Origin of the sequence: Agromyces larvae, assembly GCF_022811705.1 — a bacterium.
In the GTDB taxonomy this organism is placed as follows: domain Bacteria; phylum Actinomycetota; class Actinomycetes; order Actinomycetales; family Microbacteriaceae; genus Agromyces; species Agromyces larvae.
Window position 1 is genome coordinate 2,519,776 of record NZ_CP094528.1, and the last position, 22,088, is coordinate 2,541,863.

Sequence of the window (22,088 nt, forward strand, 5' to 3'; positions counted from 1 at the left end):
TAGGATTGAGCGACGGTCGGCATGGCGCGCGAGGAGGGTGAATGATCTTCAGCCTCGTGCTCTTCGGTGCGCTGTCGCTGGTCACTCCGCTCCTCACGAGGCTGCTGGGGCGGCGGGTCTTCCTGCTGCTGGCGGTGCTGCCGGCCGCGGTCTTCGTGGTGCTGCTGACCTGGCTGCCCGGCGTGATCGCGGGGCATCCGGTCGTCGAGACCGTCGAGTGGATCCCCGCGCTCGACATCGCCCTGAGCTTCCGCACCGATGCGCTCGCCCTGCTGCTCGCGCTCATCGTCACCGGCGTCGGGGCGCTCGTGCTCGCCTACTGCACCTGGTACTTCGACGACGACGAGCCGTCGCTCGGCCGGTTCGCCGCGCTGCTGCTGGCCTTCGCGGGCGTGATGCTGGGCCTGGTCACCGCCGACGACGTGTTCGTGCTGTTCACCTTCTGGGAGCTCACGAGCGTGCTGAGCTACCTGCTCATCGGCCACTACACGGGCCGCAAAGAGAGCCGCGGTGCCGCGCTGCAGGCCCTCACCGTCACCACGTTCGGCGGGCTCGCGATGCTCGTCGGGCTGGTCGTGCTCGCGGTCGCGGGCGGCACGACCTCGCTCAGCGAGCTGATCGCGAACCCGGTCGCGGGCGCCGCCGGCGAGTGGGGCATCGCGCTCGTGCTGATCGGGGCGATCTCGAAGTCGGCGCTCGTGCCGTTCCACTTCTGGCTGCCCGCGGCGATGGCCGCGCCCACGCCCGTGTCGGCGTACCTGCACGCCGCGGCGATGGTGAAGGCCGGCGTGTACCTCGTGGCCCGGCTGGCGCCAGGCTACGCAGAGCTCGAGGTGTGGCATCCGATCGTCATCGTCCTGGGGGCGTTCACCATGCTGGTGGGCGGCTGGCGCGCGTTGCGCCAGTACGACCTGAAGCTGCTGCTCGCGTACGGCACCGTGTCGCAGCTCGGGTTCCTGGTGCTCGTCACCGGGTTCGGCACTCGCGACGCGGCCCTCGCGGGGGTCGCGCTGCTGCTCGGGCACGCCCTGTTCAAGGCGGCGCTGTTCCTGGTCGTCGGCATCATCGACCATGCTGCGGGTACGCGCGACTGGCGCCGCCTGTCGGGCCTCGGCCGGCGCATGCCGGTACTGGCGACGGTCGCGATCGTCTCGGCCGCGTCGATGGCCGGCCTGCCGCCGCTCATCGGATTCGTCGCGAAAGAGGGGGTGTTCGCCTCGCTGCTCGACGCGACGCACGCGACCCAGGGCGCCGCGGGTCTCGCGGGCTGGGCGTGGCTCGCGCTGATCGGCTCGGTGCTCGGGTCGATCCTCACGGTCGCGTACAGCGTCCGGTTCGTCTGGGGCGCGTTCTGGACCCGGCCGAACATCGCCCCCACCGAACTGCACAAGCCGGCGGCGATGGCCGGTGCGTCCCCGCTGCTGCTGGCCGTCGCGAGCCTCGGCTTCGCGTTCGCGATCGGATGGCTCGAGCCGCTGCTCGCCGGATACGCCGATGCGCTGGCCGGCCCCCACGACCTGCATCTCGCGCTCTGGCACGGGTTCGAGCCGGCGCTGTTCATCTCGCTCGGCGTCTACCTGCTCGGTGCGCTGCTCGTCTGGGGTCGCGCGCGGGTCGCCCGCATGCAGGCGGCGCTGCCGCCGATGATCGACTCGGGCCGCGGGTACCTGCACGTCGTGTCGGTCGTCGACCGGGTCGCCGCCGCGGTCACCACCGCGATCCAGCATCGCGGTCTGCCCGGATACCTGGCCGTGATCGTGCTGGTGTTCATCGGCGGGCTCGGCTTCTCGGCGATCGTCAACACGACCTGGCCCGGCAGCGTGCGGCTGTGGGACTACCCCTCCCAGCCGTTCCTCGCGCTCGTGATGGCCGTCGCGGCGATCGCCGCCGCCACCGTGCGCCAGCGCATGACGGCGGTGCTCCTGGTGAGCGTCACCGGGTACGGCCTGGTGCTGCTGTTCGGCATGTCGGGTGCGCCCGACCTCGCACTCACCCAGGCGCTCGTCGAGACCATCGTCATCGTCGTGTTCGTGCTCGTGCTGCGCCGGCTGCCGAAGCAGATCGCGCAGCGGCATCCGTCGGTGCACAAACTCACCCGCGGCCTCATCGGATTCGTCGCCGGCGGGGTGATGGGGGTCATCGGGCTCATCGCGCTCGGCGCCCGCGTCCAGCCGACGATCGCCGAGGGGCTGCCCGCGCTCGCGCTCGAGGCGCACGGCAAGAACATCGTGAACGTGATGCTCGTCGACATCCGCGCCTGGGACACGCTCGGCGAGATCTCGGTGCTCGTCGCGGTCGCCACCGGTGTGGCGAGCCTGCTCTTCGTGTCCGGGCGCACCGGCGGTGCGCCGCGGCTCGAGCATCGGCCCGAGGGCCGCGACCGGTTGCGCCCGGTGCCTGAGAAGGCGTCGAGCATCCGCGCGGCGCGGCCCAGCCTCGCCGAGGTCGAGCACGAGACGGATGCCGCGTCCGAGGCCGCGGAGACGCGCCAGACCTGGCTCCTCGCGGGGCGCACGCTCTCGCCACGCCGACGCTCGATCCTCATCGAGGTGCTCGTCCGGCTGCTCTTCCACCCCGCGATCGTGGTCTCGGTGTACCTGCTGTTCGTGGGGCACAACGCGCCGGGCGGCGGGTTCGCGGGCGGCCTGCTCGCCGGACTCGCGCTCGTCGCGCGGTACCTGGCGGGCGGGCGGTACGAGCTCGGCGAGGCGGCGCCCGTCGACGCCGGACGGCTGCTCGGCACCGGCCTGCTGCTCGCGGCCGGCACCGCGGCATCCTCGCTGCTCTTCGGCCTCGCGGTGTTCGAGTCGAGCTGGTTCGAGGTCGACGTGCCCGTGCTCGGCACGCTCTCGATCGGCACGTCGACGCTGTTCGACATCGGCGTGTACCTCGTCGTCATCGGCCTGGTGCTCGACATCCTGCGCTCGCTCGGCGCCGAGGTCGATCGCCAGGAGGAGGAGGCCGAAGAGGCCGAGACCGGCGAACGCGCCGTCGACGCCGGTGATCGCGTGGTGCCGCGCGCCTCGGAGACGAGGGCCCGCACATGACCGCATCGCTCACCCTCGTCGTGCTCATGGCGGTGCTCTTCGGCGCCGGCGTCACGATCATGCTCGAGCGCAGCCTGACTCGCGTGCTCATCGGGTTCCTGCTGGTCGGCAACGCCGTGAACATCCTCATCTACCTGATGAGCGGGGCGCCGGGCGTCGCGCCCATCATGAACGACGGCGTCGAGGCCGACGAGATCAGCGACCCGCTGCCGCAGGCGTTCATCCTCACCGCGATCGTGATCAACCTCGGCATCACCGCGTTCATGCTCGCGCTGATCTACCGGTCGTGGTGGCTGGCGCAGCTCGGCGAGAAGGGCGACCTCATCGACGACGAGTCCGAGCTCGCCGAGGACGCCGAGGAAGCGGCCGACCTCATCCGCTCGTCCGGCGAGGACGACCGCGCCATCCAGGAGCTCATCGACGCCAGCGACGAGGAGTACGACCTGCCCGACGACGACGAACTCGAGCTCGAGGCATCCGTTCGCGACAGCGCCGACCGGACCGGCGCAACCGACCGGACCGGCGCGACCGACCGGACCGGCGCCGCCGACGGCGACCGCACCGACCGCGACCGAGGGGAGCCGCTGCCGTGACCGCCGCCCTCGTGCCCCTCGTCGTGCTGCTGCCCCTGCTCGGCGCCGCCGTCGCGCTCATCCTCGGCCGCCACCGGCAAGCCCAGATGGCCGTCTCGGCGAGCGCGCTCGGGCTCGTCGTGGTGATCGCGACCACGCTGCTGATCACGATCGACCAGAGCGGGCACGGCGTGGTCGTCGCCGTCGGCGACTGGTTGCCCCCGTTCGGCATCGTGCTCGTCGTCGACCGGCTGAGCGCCATCATGCTGCTGATCTCGGGGATCGTGCTGCTCGGCGTGCTCGTGTACGCCGTCGGCCAGGGCATCGCCGACCAGCATCGCGAAACGCCGGTGTCGATCTTCCACCCGTCGTACCTGATCCTGTCGGCGGGCGTGTTCAACGCCTTCATCGCGGGCGACCTGTTCAACCTGTACGTCGGATTCGAGATCCTGCTGAGCGCGAGCTACGTGCTGCTCACCCTCGGCGGCACCGGCGAACGGATCCGTGCCGGCGTCACCTACATCATCGTCAGCCTCATGTCGTCGCTGTTCTTCCTGTCGGCGATCGCGCTCGTCTACGGCGCCACGGGCACCGCGAACATCGCGCAGCTCTCGGTGCGCATCGCCGAACTGCCCGCCGACGTGCAGCTCATCCTGCACCTGCTGCTGCTCATCGCGTTCGGCATCAAGGCGGCGGTGTTCCCGCTGTCGTTCTGGCTGCCCGACTCGTACCCCACCGCGCCCGCGCCCGTCACCGCGGTGTTCGCCGGGTTGCTGACGAAGGTCGGCGTGTACGCGATCATCCGCACCGAGACGGTGATCTTCGCCGACAGCGACGTGTCTGCGCTGCTGCTCGTGATCGGCGGGCTCACCATGGTCGTCGGCATCCTCGGTGCGCTCACCCAGGCCGACATCAAGCGACTCCTGTCGTTCACCCTCGTCAGTCACATCGGCTACATGATCTTCGGCATCGGCCTCGCGAACGAGACCGGCCTCGCGGCGACGATCTACTACGTGGTGCACCACATCACCGTGCAGACGGCGCTGTTCCTCACGACCGGGCTGATCGAGCGGTTCGGCGGCGCGACCTCCATCAACCGGCTCGCGGGTCTGCTGAAGGCGTCGCCGCTGCTGGCGATCCTGTTCTTCATCCCGGCGCTGAACCTCGGAGGCATCCCCCCGTTCTCGGGATTCCTCGGCAAAGCGGGCCTGTTCCTCGCGGGCGGCGCCGCGGCGAGCGGCACGGATGTCCCGGGCGGCGCGCCGTGGCTCATCTGGGCGATCATCGGGGCCGGCGCACTCACGTCGCTCATCACGCTGTACGCCCTCACCCGGTTCTGGAACATGGCGTTCTGGCGCGGACGCGACGAACTCGAGGGGTACGAGTCGGTGCTGCTCGAATCGGTGCAGGAGTTCCCGGGCGCGCAGGGCGCGACCACCGCGACGGCGACACGCACCACCCCCGTGCTCATGGTCGTCGCGACCACCGCGCTCGTCGTCGTCACCCTGCTGCTCACGGTCTTCGCCGGCCCGTTCTTCGACCTCGCCGGACGGGCGGCGGCGAACCTCTCCGACCCGTCGCTGTACGTGTCCCTAGTCTTCCCCGGAGGGATCCGATGATGCACGCCGAGGTCTCGCGCTGGCGCAGCGTCTGGCGCCAGCTGCCGCTGCTGGTCGCCCTGGTGGCGCTCTGGCTGCTGCTGTGGGACCACATCGACGTCCTGACCGTCGTGACCGGCGTGGTGCTGGCGATCGCGGTGACCCGCGCGCTCTACCTGCCGCCGGTGCTGCTCAGCGGCCGGTTCAACCCCTGGCGCGGCCTGCTGCTCGGCCTGCGCATGATCTTCGACGTGGTGGTCGCGTCCCTGCAGGTCGCCGTGTACTCGCTGCTGCCCGGGTGGAAGCCGATCAGCGCGATCATCGCGGTGCAGCTGCTCACCCGCAGCGACCTCGTCACCACTCTCACCGCCGAGGCGATCTCGGTGGTGCCCGGCACCGTCGTGGTCGACATCGACCGCGAGCGCGGCCTGCTCTACCTGCACGCGCTCGGCACCCGCACGAAAGCCGACCTCGAACGCACGCACCGCAACGTGCTCGGCACCGAGGAACGCATCGTGCTCGCGATCGGCACGCACGAGCAGGCCGAAGCCATCCGGCAGGCGCGACGCGAACGTCGCGCGGCCGCCCGAGACATCCGATCGAAGGAGCACCGATGAGCTTCCTCAACATCGTCGCCATCGCCGCCGGCATCATGTTCGGCATCGGCGGACTCGCCGCCGTCTCCCGCATCATCCGCGGACCGTCCATCCTCGACCGCGCCCTCGCGACCGATGTGCTGCTCGCGATCGCGATGTGCGCACTCGGCGCCGAGATGGCGATCAACCGGCACACTGACACCCTCGTCATCCTGCTGGTGCTCGCGATGTTCGCGGTCGTCGGCTCGATCTCGATCGCTCGGTTCATGGCGCGACAGGACGTCTCGTGAGCCCCGCCGAGATCGCCGTCGGACTGCTCATCCTGCTGAGCGCGTTCCTGTCGATGGCCGCCGGCATCGGCATCGTGCGATTCCCCGACGTGCTCACCCGGCTGCACGCGGCGACCAAGCCGCAGGTGCTGGGCCTCGCGACCATCCTCGCCGCGATCGTCCTGCGCGCCCCGACCTGGGGCGTGCTCACCACGGCGGTGCTGGTGATGACGTTCCAGTTGCTCACCCAGCCGATGACGGCCCACATGCTCGGCCGCTCCGCCTACCGCACCTCGCACGTGCGGCTCGACCTGCTCATCGAGGACGAGCTCGGCCGCGACATCGCGGAGCACGCCGAGCCCGAAGCATCCGAGCGCTGAGCGGTCGCCTCGTCTCGCGGCGCCCCATCTCGCGACTGAGGTCCCAGTCGCGCAGATCGACCTCAGTCGCGGTCGCGCATGCGATCGCTTCGGGCGAGCACGGTCGCCGCGATGAGCGTGGCGAGGCACAGCACGGCGGGGCCGACGGTCTTCGCGAGGTCGCCCTGCACGGCACCGATGAACGTGTCGATGCCCTGCACGATGGTCATCGCGACCGCGCCGACGAGCAGCGCCGAGTCGACGCGGAAGATCGGCGCGATCAGCACGACGAGCACGAGCGCGATGCTGCGCGCGGCCGCATAGAGCGCGTTCGCGTTGTCAGCGGCGACACCGCCGTCGACGACGGCGATGACGGCGAAGCTCACGCTCACGATCGCGCTCACCGCCGTGATGGCGTAGCAGATCCAGAAGGCGGCGCCCCGGGCGCGTGCCGGTTCGGTCATGCCCTCAGCGTGGACGGCGCGATGCCGTCGGTCAAGCGGCCGCGCCCGCCGACCCGCGCTCGACGGTCTGGAAGGGATCGCCCACGGCGCGGACGGGAGGACGCCTCAGTCGCGCCCGGTGAACACCGGCGTGCGCTTCTGCTGGAAGGCTGCGAAGCCCTCGCGGTAATCGGATGTCTCGCAGAGCGCCGCCTGCGCACGGTTCTCCTCGGCCATCGACGCCCACAGACCGAGCCGTTCGTCGCGGAGCGCGGCGACGAGCCGCTTCGACGCGGCGAACGCGAGCGTCGGGCCGGCGGCGGCGGTGCGCGCGGCCCGGAGCGTGGCATCCGTGACCTCGTCGGCGGGGAGGACGCGCGAGAACAGCCCTGAAGCGACCGCCTCGGACCCCGACATGAGCCGGCCCGTCACGATGAGGTCCATGGTGCGGTGCGCGCCGAGGCGCTCGACGAAGAGGGCGTGCCCGCCCGAGTCGAGGGTCGCGCCGAGGTTGGCGAACGGCGACCCGATCTTCGCGGTGTCGGCGACGTAGACGACGTCGCTCGCGATGAGCAGACCGAGACCGACCCCGAGGCACGCGCCGTGCGCGACGGCGAACGTCGGAACCGGGATGCCGGCGATGCGCTGCAGCAGCGGCTCGACGAGCCCGCCGAGGTAGCCGAGCACGTCGTCCTCGCGGGGGTCGACCCCCGCGATGTCGCGGCCGGCGCAGAACGCCCGACCTTCGCCGCGCAGCACGAGGGCGCGCACGTCACCGGCGTCGGCGAGCCGGGCGGCTTCGACGTAGGCGGCGTCGAGGTCGCGCAGCGCCCGCTCGTCGAGCGCGTTCAGCTTCTCGGGCGCGTTCAGCACCACCTCGGCGACCGCGTCGTGGACGGCGAACTCGATCATGGCTGCTCCCTGCTCCTCGTCGTCGGGGAGATCGGCGCGATACCGACCGATCGTTCAGTCAGCATAACCGGGCGCACCGACCGACCCCCGCACCCCTCCCCACCCCGAACGCACTCCAGCCCCACCCCGAACGCAATTCAGCTCCACCCCGAACGCAATTCAGGTACGGAGGGCGTGTCGCGCCCCGGAAGTCGGCGTGTCGGAGCGACACGCCGACTCCCGACCTGAATTGCGTACCTCGTGGGTGGGTGAGCGGGTGGCGGGTGGGTGGACTCGTCAGGCGGTGGGGGATGCCTCGACGGGCTCCGTGGCATCCGCCTCGCCGTCGGTGTCGAGGAGGTCCACGACGACGAGCTCGTCCTCGAACGACTCGTCGGACGCGAGCTCCTCGTCGACCTCAGCCTCATCGGCCTCAGCCTCGAGCTCCTCCGCGACATCCGCCTCGTAGGAGTCCGCTTCGAAGCCCTCCTCCGACTCGATCGCCGCGATCTCCACCGGGCCGAGGTCGTCGAGCAGCGCGTCGCCGAGGCGCACGTCCTCGAAGTCGACCTCGATCTCGGCTCGGTCGAGCAGGTCGTTCATACGGCGCTGACGGTTGCGCGGGATGAGCGTGACGACCCGGCCCATGCGGCCGGCGCGACCGGTGCGGCCGGCGCGGTGCAGGTAGGTCTTGTACTCGTCGGGCGCGTCGGCCTGGATCACCAGGTCGATGTCGTCGACATGGATGCCTCGGGCGGCGACGTCGGTCGCGACCAGCACGTCGACCCGCCCGCTGGTGAGCTGGTGCAGGTTGCGCGTGCGGCGCGACTGGTTGAGGTCGCCGTGCAGGGCGACGGCGCGGATGCCGGCCTCCTCGAGGTGCTCGGTCAGATCCTCGGCGAACGCACGGGTGCGCGAGAAGACGAGGGTCTTGCCGTCGCGGTCGGCGAGCGCCGCGACGATGTCACGCTTGTCACGGTTCTCGATGACGAACACGCGGTGGTCGATCGTGCCCGACGACTGGTCTTCGCCGGCCACCTCGTGCACCGCCGGGTCGACGAGGAACTCGTCGACGAGCGTCGCCACACCGGTGTCGAGCGTCGCCGAGAACAGCAGCTTCTGCCCGCCGGGCTTGGTGAGGCGGAGGATCCGCTGCACCGGCTCGAGGAACCCGAGGTCGCACATGTGGTCGGCCTCGTCGAGCACGGTGATCTCGATCGCCGAGAGGTCGAGGTGACCCTGGCGCTCGAGGTCCTCGATGCGTCCGGGCGTGCCGATCACGATGTCGACGCCGCGACGCAGCGCGCCGACCTGACGGGCCTGCGGCACACCGCCGTAGACCTGCGTCGTGAACAGGCCCACGGCCTGCGCGATCGGCTGCACGGTGCGGTCGATCTGCAGCGCGAGCTCGCGCGTCGGCGCGAGGATGAGCGCGCGGGGCGCGCGGCCCATCTCGCGCTTGCGACGGCCGTCGGGGCCGTTCGGGAGGTCACGCTGCTTCGCCGCCCACAGTTGCATGAGCCGCTCGACGGTCGGCGCGCCGAACGCGATCGTCTTGCCCGACCCGGTGCGCCCGCGACCGAGCACGTCGCGACCCTCGAGCACGACCGGGATGGTCGCGGCCTGGATCGGGAACGGGTGCTCGGCGCCGAGGTCGCCCAGGGCGCGGACGATGTTCTGGCCGAGGCCGAGGTCGCCGAAGCTCACGCCGTCGACGGCTTCGGCCTGGATGGCGTCGGCCGCGAGCCGCTCGAGCACGACATCGTCTTCGGGGGTGAAGGCGGGCCGCTCGTCACGGGCCGGGTAGAACGAGGAGGGGCGGCGCTCGCTGTCGCGGAAGCCGGGGCGCTCGACGTCGCGACGCGGGGCGCGGTCGGCGCGATCGGTGCGGTCGCGGTCGAACTCGCGGCGCGCGGGCCGCTCGCCGCGGTCGTCGAAGCGGCGCGGGGCACGGGCGCGGTCGTCGCGGTCGAAGTCGCGGCGAGCCGGACGGTCGGTGCGGTCGAAGTCACGACGCGGGGCACGGTCGTCACGGTCGAAGTCCCGACGCGGCGCACGGTCGTCACGGTCGAACCGGCGCGGCGCACCACCGTCGCGAGGGGCGCGATCGCGGTCGAACTCACGACGCGGCGCACGATCGGTGCGGTCGAAGTCCCGACGCGGCGCACGGTCGTCGCGGTCGAACCGGCGCGGCGCACCACCGTCGCGAGGGGCGCGGTCGCGGTCGAAGTCACGACGCGGCGCACGATCGGTGCGGTCGAAGTCACGACGCGGCGCACGGTCGTCACGGTCGAACCGGCGCGGCGCACCACCGTCGCGAGGGGCGCGATCGCGGTCGAAGTCCCGGCGCGGCGCACCACCGTCGCGAGGGGTGCGGTCGCGATCGAACTCGCGGCGCGCAGGACGCTCACCGCGGTCGTCGAACCGGCGCGGAGCCCGGTCGAACTCGCGGCGCGGAGCGCGGTCGTCGCGGTCGAACCTGCGCGGCGCACCGCCGTCGCGCGGCGCACGGTCGCGGTCGAACTCGCGGCGCGGAGCGCGGTCGTCACGGTCGTACCGGCGACCGGCGTCGCGGCCGTCGCGTCCGGCGTCGCGGCCATCACGTCCGCCCTGCTCGGGGCGTGCGTCGGCGCGGTGCGGCGTGCGGCCGCTGGCGACGCGCTCGTCGCGGCTCCAGCGGGCCTTCTTCGGGGCATCCTCGTCGGGGCGGTAGCCGCGGTGACCGGGGCTGCGCGATCCGGACTTGGGGGCACCCGACTTCGAGGCGCCGCGCGCGTACGAGGGGTCGAAGTTGCGAGCGGGTCGTCCGCCGGCGGGCTTCTTGTTCTTGGGCATGGTGGAGCTTCCTGGGTTGTACTCGAGTACATGGCGAACGTGCCACGCGCAGGCGCAGCACGATCGAGAACCCGGAACTGTCGTAGACCGGGGCCGTTCACATACGGTGACTATCCGGAGGCCTAAACGCCTCGGAACCGGCCCTGCAGACTCACAAACCCATCCGCGCACGTGGCGCGGTGTCCAGACCGACCCCACCACGATACCGGTCCCGCCTGGGAATCCGCCGCCACCGAACGTGAGATACCATCACTGCACCCCCGACCGGAAGCCCGCCCGTGACCCAGACCCGAACCCGCGGCACCGGCGGTCTCGGCGGCCGGCATCGCAGCCGGTCCCTGCTGATCGCCGCCGCCGTCGTTGCCGCGCTCGCGACGACTTCGGTGCTGAGCGCGTTCCACACGCGGCTCGAGCCGATCGATCCGCAGGGTCCGGATGCCGCGAGCGAGGTCGTCGGTCCCGAGATCGTCGGCATCCGCACGTTCACCCCGCCGGCGGGGCTGCGCGTCGCGGCCGACCTCGAGTACGGCACCCGCGAGGACGGCACGCTGCTCACCCTGGACGTGTGTCTGCCGCCGGCGGTCGGTCTCGGCCTCGATCTCCCGGCGGTCGTCTCGGTGCACGGCGGCAGTTGGGCGCGCGGCGACAAGGCCAACGCCGACTGGCGCAACGTGTGCCTGTGGCTGGCGAGCGAGGGATTCGTCGCGGCATCCGTGAACTACCGGCTCGTCCCCGACGCCGTCTTCCCCGCCCAGCTCGAGGATGTGCAGCTCGCCGTCGAGTGGCTGCGCGACCCCGAGCAGGTCGAACGGTTCGACCTCGATCCGGCCCGCATCGGCGTGTTCGGGGGCTCGGCGGGCGGCAACCTGGCCGCCCTCGTCGGCGCCGACGGCGAGGGGTCGCTCGACGAGGGGTCGCGGGTCGCGGCCGTGGTCGACCTGTCGGGTCCGGTGGTGCTCGACGGCATCGCCGAGGGCGAGGAGTGGTTGCGCGGCATCGTGGGCGCCTACCTCGCGTGCGACCCCGACACGCTCGACACGACCGGATGCCCCGCCGCGGCGCCGGCATCGCCGGGCACGCTGGCCGATGCATCCGACCCGCCCGTGTTCATCGGGCACGCCGAACAGGAGATCATCCCGCTCGTCCAGTCGCTCGGCTACGCCGAGTCGCTCCGGGCGGCGGGTGTGCCGGTTGAGCTGGCCGTCGTGCCGGGCGGCGAGCACTCGATCGGCATCCTCGACGCCGGGCTGCGCGAACGCGTGGCCGCGTTCCTGCACGCGCAGCTGGGCTGATCTCGGCCGGCGCGGCGTCGCAACCCCTCGACGCCCGCGACGGCGACCTGCCATCATCGCGGCATGCCCCACCCCTCAGGCCCGGGCCGTGACGGCCACGACTCGCCCGCTCGATTCAGTCGCGACGAGTGGTGGCTCGTCCTGCGCCGCACCTGGCACGAGGCCCGCATCAACCAGTGGGCCGACATCGCCGCGGCCCTCACCTATTACGCGGTGCTCGCGCTGTTCCCGGCGCTGCTCGCCGCGCTCGCCCTCATCGGCGGCTTCGGGTCGGCCGAGCGCTTCGGCGAGACCGCGCTCGACATCGTCGGCGACCTGTGGGGCGAGGATGCAGCGAGCGCGCTCCATGAACCGCTCGCCCAACTGCTCGACGCGTCGCACCAGTGGTCGGCGCTCATCGTCGGCGTGGCCGGCGCGCTCTGGGCGATCTCGGGATACCTCGGGGTGTTCGGTCGCGGCATGAACCGCATCCTCGACGTCGAGGAGGGGCGCCCGTTCTGGCGGTCGCGGCCGGCGATGCTGCTCGTCGCGGCCGTGCTGCTCGTCCTGGCGGCCGCGGTCGCGGTGCTGCTCATCGTGAGCGGCCCGGTGGCGGGGGCGGTGGCCGAGGCGTTCGGCCTCGACGAGGGTGTGGCGTTCTGGTGGGACCTCGCGAAGCTGCCGGTCGCCGCGGCCCTCGTCGCGCTCGCGATCGCGCTGCTCTACTGGGCGACGCCGAACGTGAAGCGCCGCCACCTGCGCTGGATGAGCATCGGCGCGGCGTCGGCGCTGCTGGTGTGGGTCGTGACGACGGGGCTGTTCGGCGTCTACGTGCTCGGGTTCCGCACCTACGAGCGCAACTACGGGGTGCTCGGCGGTGCGGTGGCGCTGCTGCTGTGGGTGTGGCTGTCGAACCTCGCCCTGGTGCTCGGCGCGGTGCTCGACACCGAGGTCGAGCGGGTTCGGCAGCTCCGCGCGGGCATCGCGGCCGAGGTCGACCTGAAGTTGCCGCTGCGCGACGACCGGATGGTGCGCAAGAATCACGAGCAGCGGGCCGCTGACATCCGCGATGCGCTCGCACTGCGCGCCGAAGCATCCGTGCACCATCGCTGACCCCGCCCCGCCGCCGCGCCCGCCCCGCCGCGCCCCCGCCCCTCACCCGATGCAAGGTCGATCTGCGCGAGTACGCCCCGCCCGGGGCGGCCTCGATCGCACGAATCGACCGTGACCGCGGGGCTCCTGCCGGCCCGGGTGCCGGCGAGCACCGCGCGCGACGGTACCGGCACTCAGCGCCGCGGGCCGCCGCCGATCCGCCGGGAGAGCTCGGCCGCGGCATCCGTCACGCCCGCCGCGACCGCCTCGCGGTCGATCGCCGCATCGCTCGCGTAGGTGATCGCGATCGCGGCGGCCGGCCACCCGAGATGATCCAGCACGGATGCTCCGACCGACGCCAGCCCCGGGGTGACCTCGCCGTCCTCGTGCGCCAGACCGGCCGCGCGCACGTCGGCGAGCACCCGCTTCAGGCCGGCGTACTCGTGGCGGTCGGGGTACAGCGCCCGCAGCTGCGACGCCGGAAGCGCGGCGAGCATCGCCCGGCCCGACGCGGTGAGCTGGGCGGGCAGCCGCACGCCGACATCGGTGACGAGGGAGGGGCGGCGTGGCGCACGCTCCTCGACGAGGTAGAGCACGTCGCGACCGTGCAGGACCGCGAGGTGCCCGCTCTCGCCGAGGCGGTCGACGAGGGCGGCGACGAGCGGACGGCCGAGCCGGGCGAGGGGCTGCTGCCGGCTGAATCCGCTCGACAGCTCGAAAGCCGCGATGCCGAGCCCGTACCGGCGCTCTTCGGGCAGGTGCACGACGAAGCCTCGCTCGATGAGCACGGCGAGCAACTGGTAGGTGGTCGAGCGCGGCAGCGAGAGCGCCGCGGCGATGGCGGCGGCGGGCGCGGGGCCGCGCTGCGTCGCGAGGTGGTTGAGGATCCGCAGCGCCTGGTCCGCGGCGGGCACCTTCGATTCGGCCATTCGCGTCTCCCGCTTCACCCTCGCACTGCGCGTGCCTTGCGCCCCCTGCACCTTCGCCGGGGTCGTTCGTGGTCGCTTCCGCGCGGCGAGGCGCCCACGAGCGTCCCCGCCAGGATAGTCCGGGATACCGGACGGATGCCGCGGCGCGCGCGTTCCCGCCGCCGGCCGGTCGAGGTGGAATCGGAGGATGACCCGTAGCACCGCCTCCGCACCAGCCGCCACCGCCGGCCTCGTCACCGTCGGCCCCGTCACCGTCGGCACCGCCCCGCTCACGGTCGACGACGTCGTCGCCGTCGCCAGGCACGGGGCATCCGTCGTGCTCGACCCGGCCGCGCTCGACGCGGTCGAAGCGAGCCGCGCGATCGTCGAGGCGCTGGCCGACGACCCCGAGCCGCACTACGGGATCTCGACGGGGTTCGGCGCGCTCGCCACGACGTTCATCGAGGCCGACCGCCGCGCGCAGCTCCAGGCGTGCCTGATCCGCTCGCACGCGGCGGGTTCGGGCGCCGAGATCGAGCGCGAGGTGGTGCGCGCGCTCATGCTGCTGCGGCTCGCGACGCTCATGACGGGGCGCACGGGGGTGCGCCGCGTGACGGCCGAGACGTACGCGGCGGTGCTGAACGCGGGCATCACCCCGATCGTGCGCGAGTACGGCTCGCTCGGGTGCTCGGGCGATCTCGCTCCGCTCGCGCACTGCGCGCTCGCGCTGCTCGGCGAGGGCGAGGTGCGGGTCGGGCTCCAGGGCGACGGGACGGTCGCGGATGCCTCGGCCGCGCTCGCTGCGGCCGGAATCGCCCCGCTCGTGCTCGAGGAGAAGGAGGGCCTCGCCCTCATCAACGGCACCGACGGCATGCTCGGCATGCTCGCGCTCGCGATCGCCGACCTCCGGATGCTGCTCACCACGGCCGATATCGCCGCGGCGATGAGCGTCGAGGGGCTGCTGGGCACCGACGCGGTGTTCGCCGCCGACCTGCACCGGCTGCGCCCGCAGCGCGGACAGCAGATCTCGGCCGCGAACCTGCGCGCGATGCTCGCGGAATCCCCGATCGTCGCGAGCCACAAGGGTCCCGAGTGCACGCGTGTGCAGGACGCGTACTCGCTGCGCTGCGCACCCCAGGTGCACGGCGCGGCGCGCGACACGCTCGCCCACGCCACGTCGGTCGCGGAGGCCGAACTGGCGAGCGCGATCGACAACCCGGTGCTCACCGTCGACGGCCGGGTCGAGTCGAACGGCAACTTCCACGGCGCACCGGTCGCGTACGTGCTCGACTTCCTCGCGATCGCGGTGGCGGATGTCGCGAGCATGAGCGAGCGGCGCACCGACCGGTTCCTCGATCGGTCGCGCAACCAGGGGCTGCCGCCGTTCCTCGCGCACGAGGCCGGCGTCGATTCGGGGCTGATGATCGCGCAGTACACGGCGGCGGGCATCGTGAGCGAGCTGAAGCGGCTGGCCGTGCCGGCGTCGGTCGACTCGATCCCGTCGTCGGCCATGCAGGAGGACCACGTCTCGATGGGCTGGGCCGCCGCGCGCAAGCTGCGCCGGGCGGTCGACGGGCTCTCGCGGGTGCTCGCGATCGAGGTGCTGACGGCCGCCCGTGGCATCCGGTTGCGCGCGCCCCTCGCGCCCGGCGACGCGACCGGCGCGGTCGTCGCGGTCGTCGAGCGCGTCGCCGGCGGCCCGGGGCCGGACCGGTTCGTCGCTCCCGAGATCGAGGCGGTGGTCGCGTCGGTCGCGTCGGGCGAGATCGCGGCGACGGCGGCGGATGCGTCGCCGGCGGGCCGACTCGACGACCTCTCGGCGGCGCACTCGGGAAGCTGAGTCTGCCCGATCGGCGGCCCGCATTCGGGGGTCATCGGCGCGATTCGGCATTGTGTGCGTCGGGGGCGGCTGACAGACTGAGGGAGGTCGGCCCGAGGTGGGCCGACCCGGATGGAACCTCATGCCGCTGACCACGCACGAACACCGGCGTCACCCGTTCCGAGCGAAGATCGCTCGGCGGGCCGCGGTCACGCTGGTGGGCGCGATCGGCACCATCGCCCTCGTCACGGGCTCCTTCGCGCCGGCGAACGCCGAAGAGGCGCCGGCCACTCCTGAGCCCAGCGCTCCCGTGTCGACCGAGGGTCCGGGCGACGGCACGGGCACGCCGACCCCCGAGCCCACGACCGAACCGCCCGCGACGCCCGAGCCCACCGAGACGCCGACGCCGACCGAGACGCCGCCGCCCAGCCAAACGCCCGAGCCGACCGAGACGCCGACGCCCACCGAAACGCCCGGGCCCACCGAGACGCCGACGCCGACCGAGACGCCGCAGCCGACCACCCCGACGACGACTCCCGGCCCCGGCGGCACGGCCGCCGAGCCGCGCGTCACGCTCGATGCGGCGACCATCTCGGCGCTCCTCGCCGGCCGGCTCGCCGCGCAGGTCGACCCGGCGGTGGTGTCGCTGATCGGGGCGCGCACCGCGGTCGGTCAGGCCGAGCGGGCGCTCCGCAGCGCGCAGACCTCCCTCGCGGGCGCGATGTCGACGCAGCGCGCGGCGCGCGCCGTCGCGGAGCAGCTCTCGGCCGACGCCGACCGCGCGCGCGATCGGGCGGATGCCGCAGCCGAGGCGTTCCTCGCAGCCAGCCGCCGATCCGACGACACCGCCCTCCAGTCGCTCGGGGCGGCGTTCGGATCCGGAAAGGACCTGCTCGCCGGGCTCGGTGCGATCGACCGGGTGAACCGGCTCGCCTCGAACGCCGACGAGCTGGCGTCGATCGCCGACGACCTCGACGAGGCCGCGACGTTCGCCGAGGAACGCGCCGAGCGAGCCTGGCGCGAGGTCGACGACGTGCCGACGGTCGACTACGCGCAGCTGGTCGCCGAGGCCGAGAACGCGGTGGTCGCCGCACGCACCGAGGTCGCATCGCTCGAGACCCGGGTGGCGGCCGCGAGCCTCTCGCAGATCGTGGAGCTTCCGGTCGACGTCACCCGGCTGAGCGAGCAGGGTTGGGCGCTGCCCGTGTCGGGGCGGGTGACCGACGGGTTCGGCCCGCGTCCGAACAAGCCGTTGCCCGGCACGAAGGACTTCCACTCGGGCACCGACATCGCCGCATCGTGCGGCACCCCGGTGTTCGCCGCGACGAGCGGCATCGTCACGGTGGCGGGTCCGAACGGCGGGCTCGGCAATTGGGTGCTGGTGAACCACGGCGCCGGCGTCGAGACCGGCTACGGGCACCTCGCGCCCGGCGGCATCCTGGTCGCGCCGGGCGATCCAGTGCAGGCCGGTCAGGTCATCGGCATCGTCGGCGACACGGGCCTCTCGACCGGATGCCATCTGCACTTCGAGGTGCACCTCGACGGCAACCCCGTCGAGGCGCAGTCGTTCATGGCGGCTCGGGGCATCCTCATCCAGTGATCGGCGACCCGCTGACCGGCGATCCAGTGCCCGGCGCCCGACGTCGGCGCTCACCCGACTCGGCACACGCCCGATCGGCGAGTCCGGAATCCCGGACGCCCGCCGCGGAGCATCCGTTGTCGCCCTCCGACGCCTGCGCGAGCATCGGAACATGACCGACGCACCCACCGCCGCTCGCACCGTCCGCGCTCCGCGCGGCTCCGAGCGCACCGCGAAAAGCTGGCAGACCGAGGCGCCGCTGCGCATGCTCATGAACAACCTCGACCCCGAGGTCGCCGAGCGCCCCGACGACCTCGTCGTCTACGGCGGCACCGGCAAGGCGGCCCGGTCGTGGGAGGCGTTCGACGCGATCGTGCGCACGCTTCGCGACCTCGAGGCCGACGAGACGCTGCTCGTGCAGTCGGGCAAGCCGGTGGGCGTGTTCCGCACGCACGAGTGGGCGCCGCGCGTGCTCATCGCGAACTCGAACCTCGTGGGCGACTGGGCGACGTGGCCCGAGTTCCGCCGGCTCGAGGCCGAAGGTCTCACGATGTACGGGCAGATGACCGCCGGTTCGTGGATCTACATCGGCACGCAGGGCATCCTGCAGGGCACGTACGAGACGTTCGGCGCCGTCGGCCGCTCGCTCGGCCGCGCCGACGGCAGCCTCGCCGGCACGCTCACCCTCACCGCGGGGTGCGGCGGCATGGGCGGAGCGCAGCCGCTCGCGGTGACCATGCACGGCGGGGCGGTGCTCATCGTCGACGTCGACGAGTCGCGGCTGCGCCGCCGCGTCGAGCACGGCTACCTCGACGAGATCGCGCCGTCGCTCGACGCCGCGGTCGAGCGCGCCGTCGCAGCCCGCGAGGCCGGCGAAGCGCTGAGCGTCGGGGTCGTCGGCAACGCGGCATCCGTGTTCCCCGAGCTGCTGCGGCGCGAGACGCCGATCGACATCGTCACCGACCAGACCAGCGCGCACGACCCGCTCGCCTACCTGCCCGAGGGCGTGTCGGTCACCGAGTGGCACGAGCTCGCCGCGCTCGACGCCGAGGAGTTCACCCGGCTCGCACGCGAGTCGATGGCCGCGCACGTCACGGCGATGGTCGGGTTCCAGGCGCGGGGTGCGGCGGTGTTCGACTACGGCAACTCGATCCGCCGCGAGGCGCAGCTGGGCGGCTACGAGCACGCGTTCGACTTCCCGGGGTTCGTTCCGGCGTACATCCGGCCGCTGTTCGCCGAGGGCAAGGGCCCGTTCCGGTGGGCGGCGCTCTCGGGCGACCCGGCCGACATCGCCGCGACCGACCGGGCGATCGTCGAGCTGTTCCCCGAGGACGAGCACCTGAAGCGCTGGATCGCGCAGGCGAGCGAGAAGGTGCACTTCGAGGGGCTGCCCGCACGCATCTGCTGGCTCGGCTACCAGGAGCGGCATCTCGCGGGGCTGAAGTTCAACGAGATGGTCGCGTCGGGCGAGCTGAGCGCGCCGATCGTGATCGGCCGCGACCACCTCGATGCGGGATCGGTCGCCTCGCCGTACCGCGAGACCGAGGCGATGGCCGACGGGTCCGACGCGATCGCCGACTGGCCGCTGCTGAACGCCCTGCTGAACACCGCGTCTGGTGCGACCTGGGTCTCGATCCACCACGGCGGCGGGGTCGGCATCGGGCGCAGCATCCACGCCGGGCAGGTCGTCGTAGCGGATGGCACGGAGCTCGCCGCGCAGAAGATCTCCCGCGTGCTCGTGAACGACCCGGGCACCGGCGTCATGCGCCACGTCGACGCCGGCTACGAGCGCGCGGCCGAGGTCGCCCGCGAGCGCGGCCTGCGGGTGCCCATGCAGGAGGGCTGATCCGGATGCCTCGCGGCACGCTGCTCACCGGCATCGGCGAACTCGTCACGAACGACCCGACGCTGCCCGGGGCCGAACCCGGCCCGCTCGGCATCGTCCGCGACGCGGCGGTGCTCGTCGAGGGCGAGCGCATCACGTGGGCGGGGCGTGCCCGCGAGTTCGCCGCCGGGGACTCCGACCTCGAGGTGGTCGATCTGGGCGGCGCGTGCGTCATCCCCGGGTTCGTGGACAGCCACACGCACCTCGTGTTCGCGGGCGATCGCACCGCCGAGTTCGAGGCGCGGATGCGCGGGCAGACGTATGCCGCCGGAGGCATCCGGTCGACGGTGGCCGCGACCCGTGCCGCGAACGACGACGAGCTGCGAGCGCGATTGCGTGCGTTCGTCGCCGAGGCGACCACCCAGGGCACGACGACCCTCGAGATCAAGAGCGGCTACGGGCTGAGCGTCGACGAGGAGGAGCGGCTCGTGCGCCTCGCCGCCGAGGTGACGCCCGAGGTGACATTCCTCGGCGCGCATGTGGTGCCGGCCGAGTACGCCGACGACCCCGACGGCTACGTCGACCTGGTCGTCGGGCCGATGCTCGACGCGTGCGCGCCGCACGCGCGGTGGATCGACGTGTTCTGCGAAACGGGCGCGTTCTCGGTCGACCAGAGCCGGCGCATCCTGGAGGCCGGCCTGGCGCGCGGGCTCGGCGCTCGCGTGCACGCCAGCCAACTCGGCCCGGGCGACGGCATACGACTCGCGGTCGAGGTGGGCGCCGCATCCGTCGACCACGGCACCTACCTCACCGATGCCGATGTTGATGCGCTCGCGGCATCCGACACGGTGCTCACGCTGCTGCCGGGCGTCGAGTTCTCGACCCGCCAGCCCTACCCCGACGCACGCCGGCTGATCGACGCCGGCGTGACGGTCGCGCTCGCGAGCGACTGCAACCCCGGATCGAGTTTCACCAGCTCGCTCGCGTTCTGCATCGCGGTCGCGGTACGCGACATGGGCATGACACCGGCTGAGGCGGTGTGGGCGGCGACCGCCGGTGGAGCCCGCGCGCTGCGCCGCGACGATGCGGGGCGCATCTCGCCCGGTGCGCGCGCCGACCTCGTGCAGCTCCGCGCGCCGAACCACGTGCACCTCGCCTACCGCCCCGGGGTGCCGCTCGTCGAGGCGGTCTGGCGCGCCGGCGCCCGGCTCGGCTGAACGTCTACCGCTGGGTCGTACCGTCGACGTACTCACTCGGAGCGCCCAACGCCCGAGCGATGTCTGCAACGGCTTCGGAATCCGTTCCGGTCAGACCCCAACGATCGAACTCGACTGCCGCCTCGGCCGATGCTGAGACGAATCTGCCCTTCCGGTCGGCCTCCGTTGTGAACAGCGCGAACGAGAGGTCCGCCCCATCCGGCCCAGCGCAATTCCACAACGACTCGTACGCGTCGTCTGGTCGAACGGTGGCGTCCCTCTGAGTGGTGGAGTTTCTCAACACCGGCGAGGTCAGCTGCTTCTGATTATGCCGCGATGAGTTCGGGGATGCTGTCCTCCTCTCCGGTGGTGTTCAGCAGGGCCATGGAGGCGTCGCTGAAGTAGCGGCGGTCGGCGCTGTCCCATTCGTCGTGCTGCTCGATCAGGACGTGCCCGGCGAGGCGCAGCAGCGCGGCAGGGTTGGGGAAGGTGCCGACGACGTCGGTGCGGCGCTTGATCTCCTTGTTCAGCCGTTCCAGCGGGTTCGTGGACCAGATCTGCTGCCAGTGCGCGGCCGGGAACCCGGTGAACGCGAGGAGCTCATCGCGGGCATCCTCGAGCATCTCGGCGATGGCCGGATGGGAGCGTTCGAGCATGCGAACGACCTCCCCGAACTGTGCTTTGACGAGGCTGGCCTTGCCGCGCGGGACGAACACGGTGCGGATGATGGAGGCGACCATCGGGCCGGCGACCTTGGGGACCTTCGCCAGGACGTTGCGCATGAAGTGAACCCGGCAGCGCTGCCACGAGACGCCTTGGAACGCGACCTGGATGGCTTTGATCAGCCCGGAGTGGGCGTCGGAGATCACCAGGCGCACTCCGCCGAGACCGCGGGCCTTCAACGACCGGAAGAACGCCGTCCAGAACGGCTCGGACTCCGTATCGCCGACGTCGAAGCCGAGGACTTGCCGGGTGCCGTCTGCGGCGACGCCGATCGCCACGACGATCGCCTGCGAGACAACCTGACGACCGACACGGGCCTTGCAGTAGGTCGCATCGACGAACACATACGGGTAGTCCTGGGCGTCCAGCGGCCGTTCGCGGAACGCGGCGACGTCCTCGTCGAGGTCCTGGCAGATGCGAGACACCTCGGACTTGGAGATCCCCGAATCGGCGCCGAGCGCCTTGACGAGGTCGTCGACCTTCCGGGTCGAGACACCGTGGACGTAAGCCTCCATCACGACCGCGAACAGCGCCTGATCGACCCGGCGGCGCCGCTCCAGCAGCGACGGGAAGAACGACCCCTGTCGCAGCTTCGGGATCCGCAGATCCAGATCCCCGGCCGTGGTGGTCAGCGTCCGCGGACGCGACCCGTTACGGACCGCGACACGCCCCTCCGAGCGCTCGTAGGACGCGGCGCCGATGAACGCAGTCGCTTCCGCGTCGATCAGCTCCTGGTAGAGCTTCTGCGTCGCGAGCCGGATCCGGTCGCTGACATCGGTGGACTGCAGTTCCCCGAGGAGCTCGAGGAGGGCAGACTGGTCTAGAGCCATCGTGCGTTTGTGTCTTCCTGTGAGTGACTTTGATCGGTACTCACTGACCATCGCACGATGGCTCACCAGCGTCTACGACACCGCGAGCCCTGCCGGAAACCCCACCACACCCGGGGACGCCACCTGGTCGAACACTCTCGACGCAACGGTACGAACGCTGTTCCGCTTCGCGGGTGAATGTCTCCGGCGAACCCGAAGACGTGCACCCCACCATGAGAAGGGACAGCCCGGTCGC

General features: G+C 72.1%; 17 protein-coding genes. 12 read left to right on the forward strand and 5 right to left on the reverse strand.

The window, feature by feature from the left end; genetic code table 11:
* The first annotated feature begins 41 nt into the window (after positions 1–41).
* From MTO99_RS12260 to mnhG, 6 genes are read left to right on the forward strand one after another with little or no spacing between them, the layout of a single operon-like run.
* On the forward strand, positions 42–3,047 hold the full coding sequence (locus MTO99_RS12260) for a Na+/H+ antiporter subunit A (RefSeq protein ID WP_243553923.1): 3,006 nt from the start codon (positions 42–44) through the stop codon (positions 3,045–3,047).
* Positions 3,044–3,640 carry a Na(+)/H(+) antiporter subunit C gene (locus MTO99_RS12265; protein WP_243553924.1) on the forward strand — a complete coding sequence of 199 codons (597 nt, stop codon included), beginning with the start codon at positions 3,044–3,046 and terminating at the stop codon, positions 3,638–3,640. The genes MTO99_RS12260 and MTO99_RS12265 overlap by 4 nt, the downstream gene beginning before the upstream one ends.
* Positions 3,637–5,238, forward strand: coding sequence for a Na+/H+ antiporter subunit D (locus tag MTO99_RS12270; protein WP_243553925.1), 1,602 nt, complete (start codon positions 3,637–3,639; stop codon positions 5,236–5,238). Before MTO99_RS12265 ends, MTO99_RS12270 begins: the two co-directional genes overlap by 4 nt.
* Entirely contained in the window at positions 5,238–5,834 is a 597-nt protein-coding gene (locus MTO99_RS12275) for a Na+/H+ antiporter subunit E (protein WP_243553927.1), read from the forward strand. The genes MTO99_RS12270 and MTO99_RS12275 overlap by 1 nt, the downstream gene beginning before the upstream one ends.
* Positions 5,831–6,103: an MrpF/PhaF family protein gene (locus tag MTO99_RS12280; RefSeq protein WP_243553928.1), complete on the forward strand. Its 273-nt coding sequence runs from the start codon at positions 5,831–5,833 to the stop codon at positions 6,101–6,103. Before MTO99_RS12275 ends, MTO99_RS12280 begins: the two co-directional genes overlap by 4 nt.
* Positions 6,100–6,462, forward strand: a complete 363-nt coding sequence (gene mnhG / locus MTO99_RS12285; protein WP_243553929.1) for a monovalent cation/H(+) antiporter subunit G — start codon at positions 6,100–6,102, stop codon at positions 6,460–6,462. Before MTO99_RS12280 ends, mnhG begins: the two co-directional genes overlap by 4 nt.
* Positions 6,463–6,524: 62 nt before the next feature.
* Here mnhG and MTO99_RS12290 read toward each other — a convergent pair whose 3' ends face one another.
* The 3 genes from MTO99_RS12290 to MTO99_RS12300 all read right to left on the reverse strand — a co-directional run bounded on the left by MTO99_RS12290 (position 6,525) and on the right by MTO99_RS12300 (position 10,610).
* Positions 6,525–6,905, reverse strand: a complete 381-nt coding sequence (locus tag MTO99_RS12290; RefSeq protein ID WP_243553930.1) for a hypothetical protein — start codon at positions 6,903–6,905, stop codon at positions 6,525–6,527.
* 105 nt (positions 6,906–7,010) lie between these two features.
* Positions 7,011–7,796: an enoyl-CoA hydratase/isomerase family protein gene (locus MTO99_RS12295; RefSeq protein WP_243553931.1), complete on the reverse strand. Its 786-nt coding sequence runs from the start codon at positions 7,794–7,796 to the stop codon at positions 7,011–7,013.
* A gap of 276 nt (positions 7,797–8,072) precedes the next feature.
* On the reverse strand, positions 8,073–10,610 hold the full coding sequence (locus tag MTO99_RS12300; protein WP_243553933.1) for a DEAD/DEAH box helicase: 2,538 nt from the start codon (positions 10,608–10,610) through the stop codon (positions 8,073–8,075).
* 278 nt (positions 10,611–10,888) lie between these two features.
* Here MTO99_RS12300 and MTO99_RS12305 point away from each other — a divergent pair, with 278 nt between their 5' ends.
* Positions 10,889–11,902, forward strand: coding sequence for an alpha/beta hydrolase (locus MTO99_RS12305; RefSeq protein WP_243553934.1), 1,014 nt, complete (start codon positions 10,889–10,891; stop codon positions 11,900–11,902).
* A 63-nt stretch (positions 11,903–11,965) separates the two neighbouring features.
* Positions 11,966–12,994, forward strand: a complete 1,029-nt coding sequence (locus MTO99_RS12310) for a YihY/virulence factor BrkB family protein (protein WP_243553935.1) — start codon at positions 11,966–11,968, stop codon at positions 12,992–12,994.
* Positions 12,995–13,167: 173 nt separating this feature from the next.
* Here the strand turns inward: MTO99_RS12310 and MTO99_RS12315 are convergent, their stop codons facing one another.
* Complete coding sequence (locus MTO99_RS12315) at positions 13,168–13,902, reverse strand: IclR family transcriptional regulator (RefSeq protein WP_243553936.1); 735 nt, start codon at positions 13,900–13,902, stop codon at positions 13,168–13,170.
* Between the two features lie 187 nt (positions 13,903–14,089).
* On the opposite strand from MTO99_RS12315, the gene hutH reads away from it, so the two are divergent.
* The 4 genes from hutH to hutI all read left to right on the forward strand — a co-directional run bounded on the left by hutH (position 14,090) and on the right by hutI (position 20,321).
* Positions 14,090–15,721 carry a histidine ammonia-lyase gene (hutH, locus tag MTO99_RS12320; protein ID WP_243553937.1) on the forward strand — a complete coding sequence of 544 codons (1,632 nt, stop codon included), beginning with the start codon at positions 14,090–14,092 and terminating at the stop codon, positions 15,719–15,721.
* Positions 15,722–15,842: 121 nt separating this feature from the next.
* The gene (locus MTO99_RS12325; RefSeq protein ID WP_243553938.1) at positions 15,843–17,300 is read left to right on the forward strand and encodes a M23 family metallopeptidase; all 1,458 of its coding nucleotides are present in this window, start codon (positions 15,843–15,845) and stop codon (positions 17,298–17,300) included.
* 151 nt (positions 17,301–17,451) lie between these two features.
* Entirely contained in the window at positions 17,452–19,125 is a 1,674-nt protein-coding gene (gene hutU / locus MTO99_RS12330) for a urocanate hydratase (protein WP_243553939.1), read from the forward strand.
* A 5-nt stretch (positions 19,126–19,130) separates the two neighbouring features.
* A complete protein-coding gene (gene hutI, locus MTO99_RS12335; RefSeq protein WP_243553940.1) occupies positions 19,131–20,321 on the forward strand; it encodes an imidazolonepropionase in 1,191 nt (396 codons plus the stop codon).
* A gap of 305 nt (positions 20,322–20,626) precedes the next feature.
* Here hutI and MTO99_RS12340 read toward each other — a convergent pair whose 3' ends face one another.
* Entirely contained in the window at positions 20,627–21,853 is a 1,227-nt protein-coding gene (locus tag MTO99_RS12340; protein WP_243553941.1) for an IS256 family transposase, read from the reverse strand.
* Positions 21,854–22,088 lie beyond the last annotated feature (235 nt).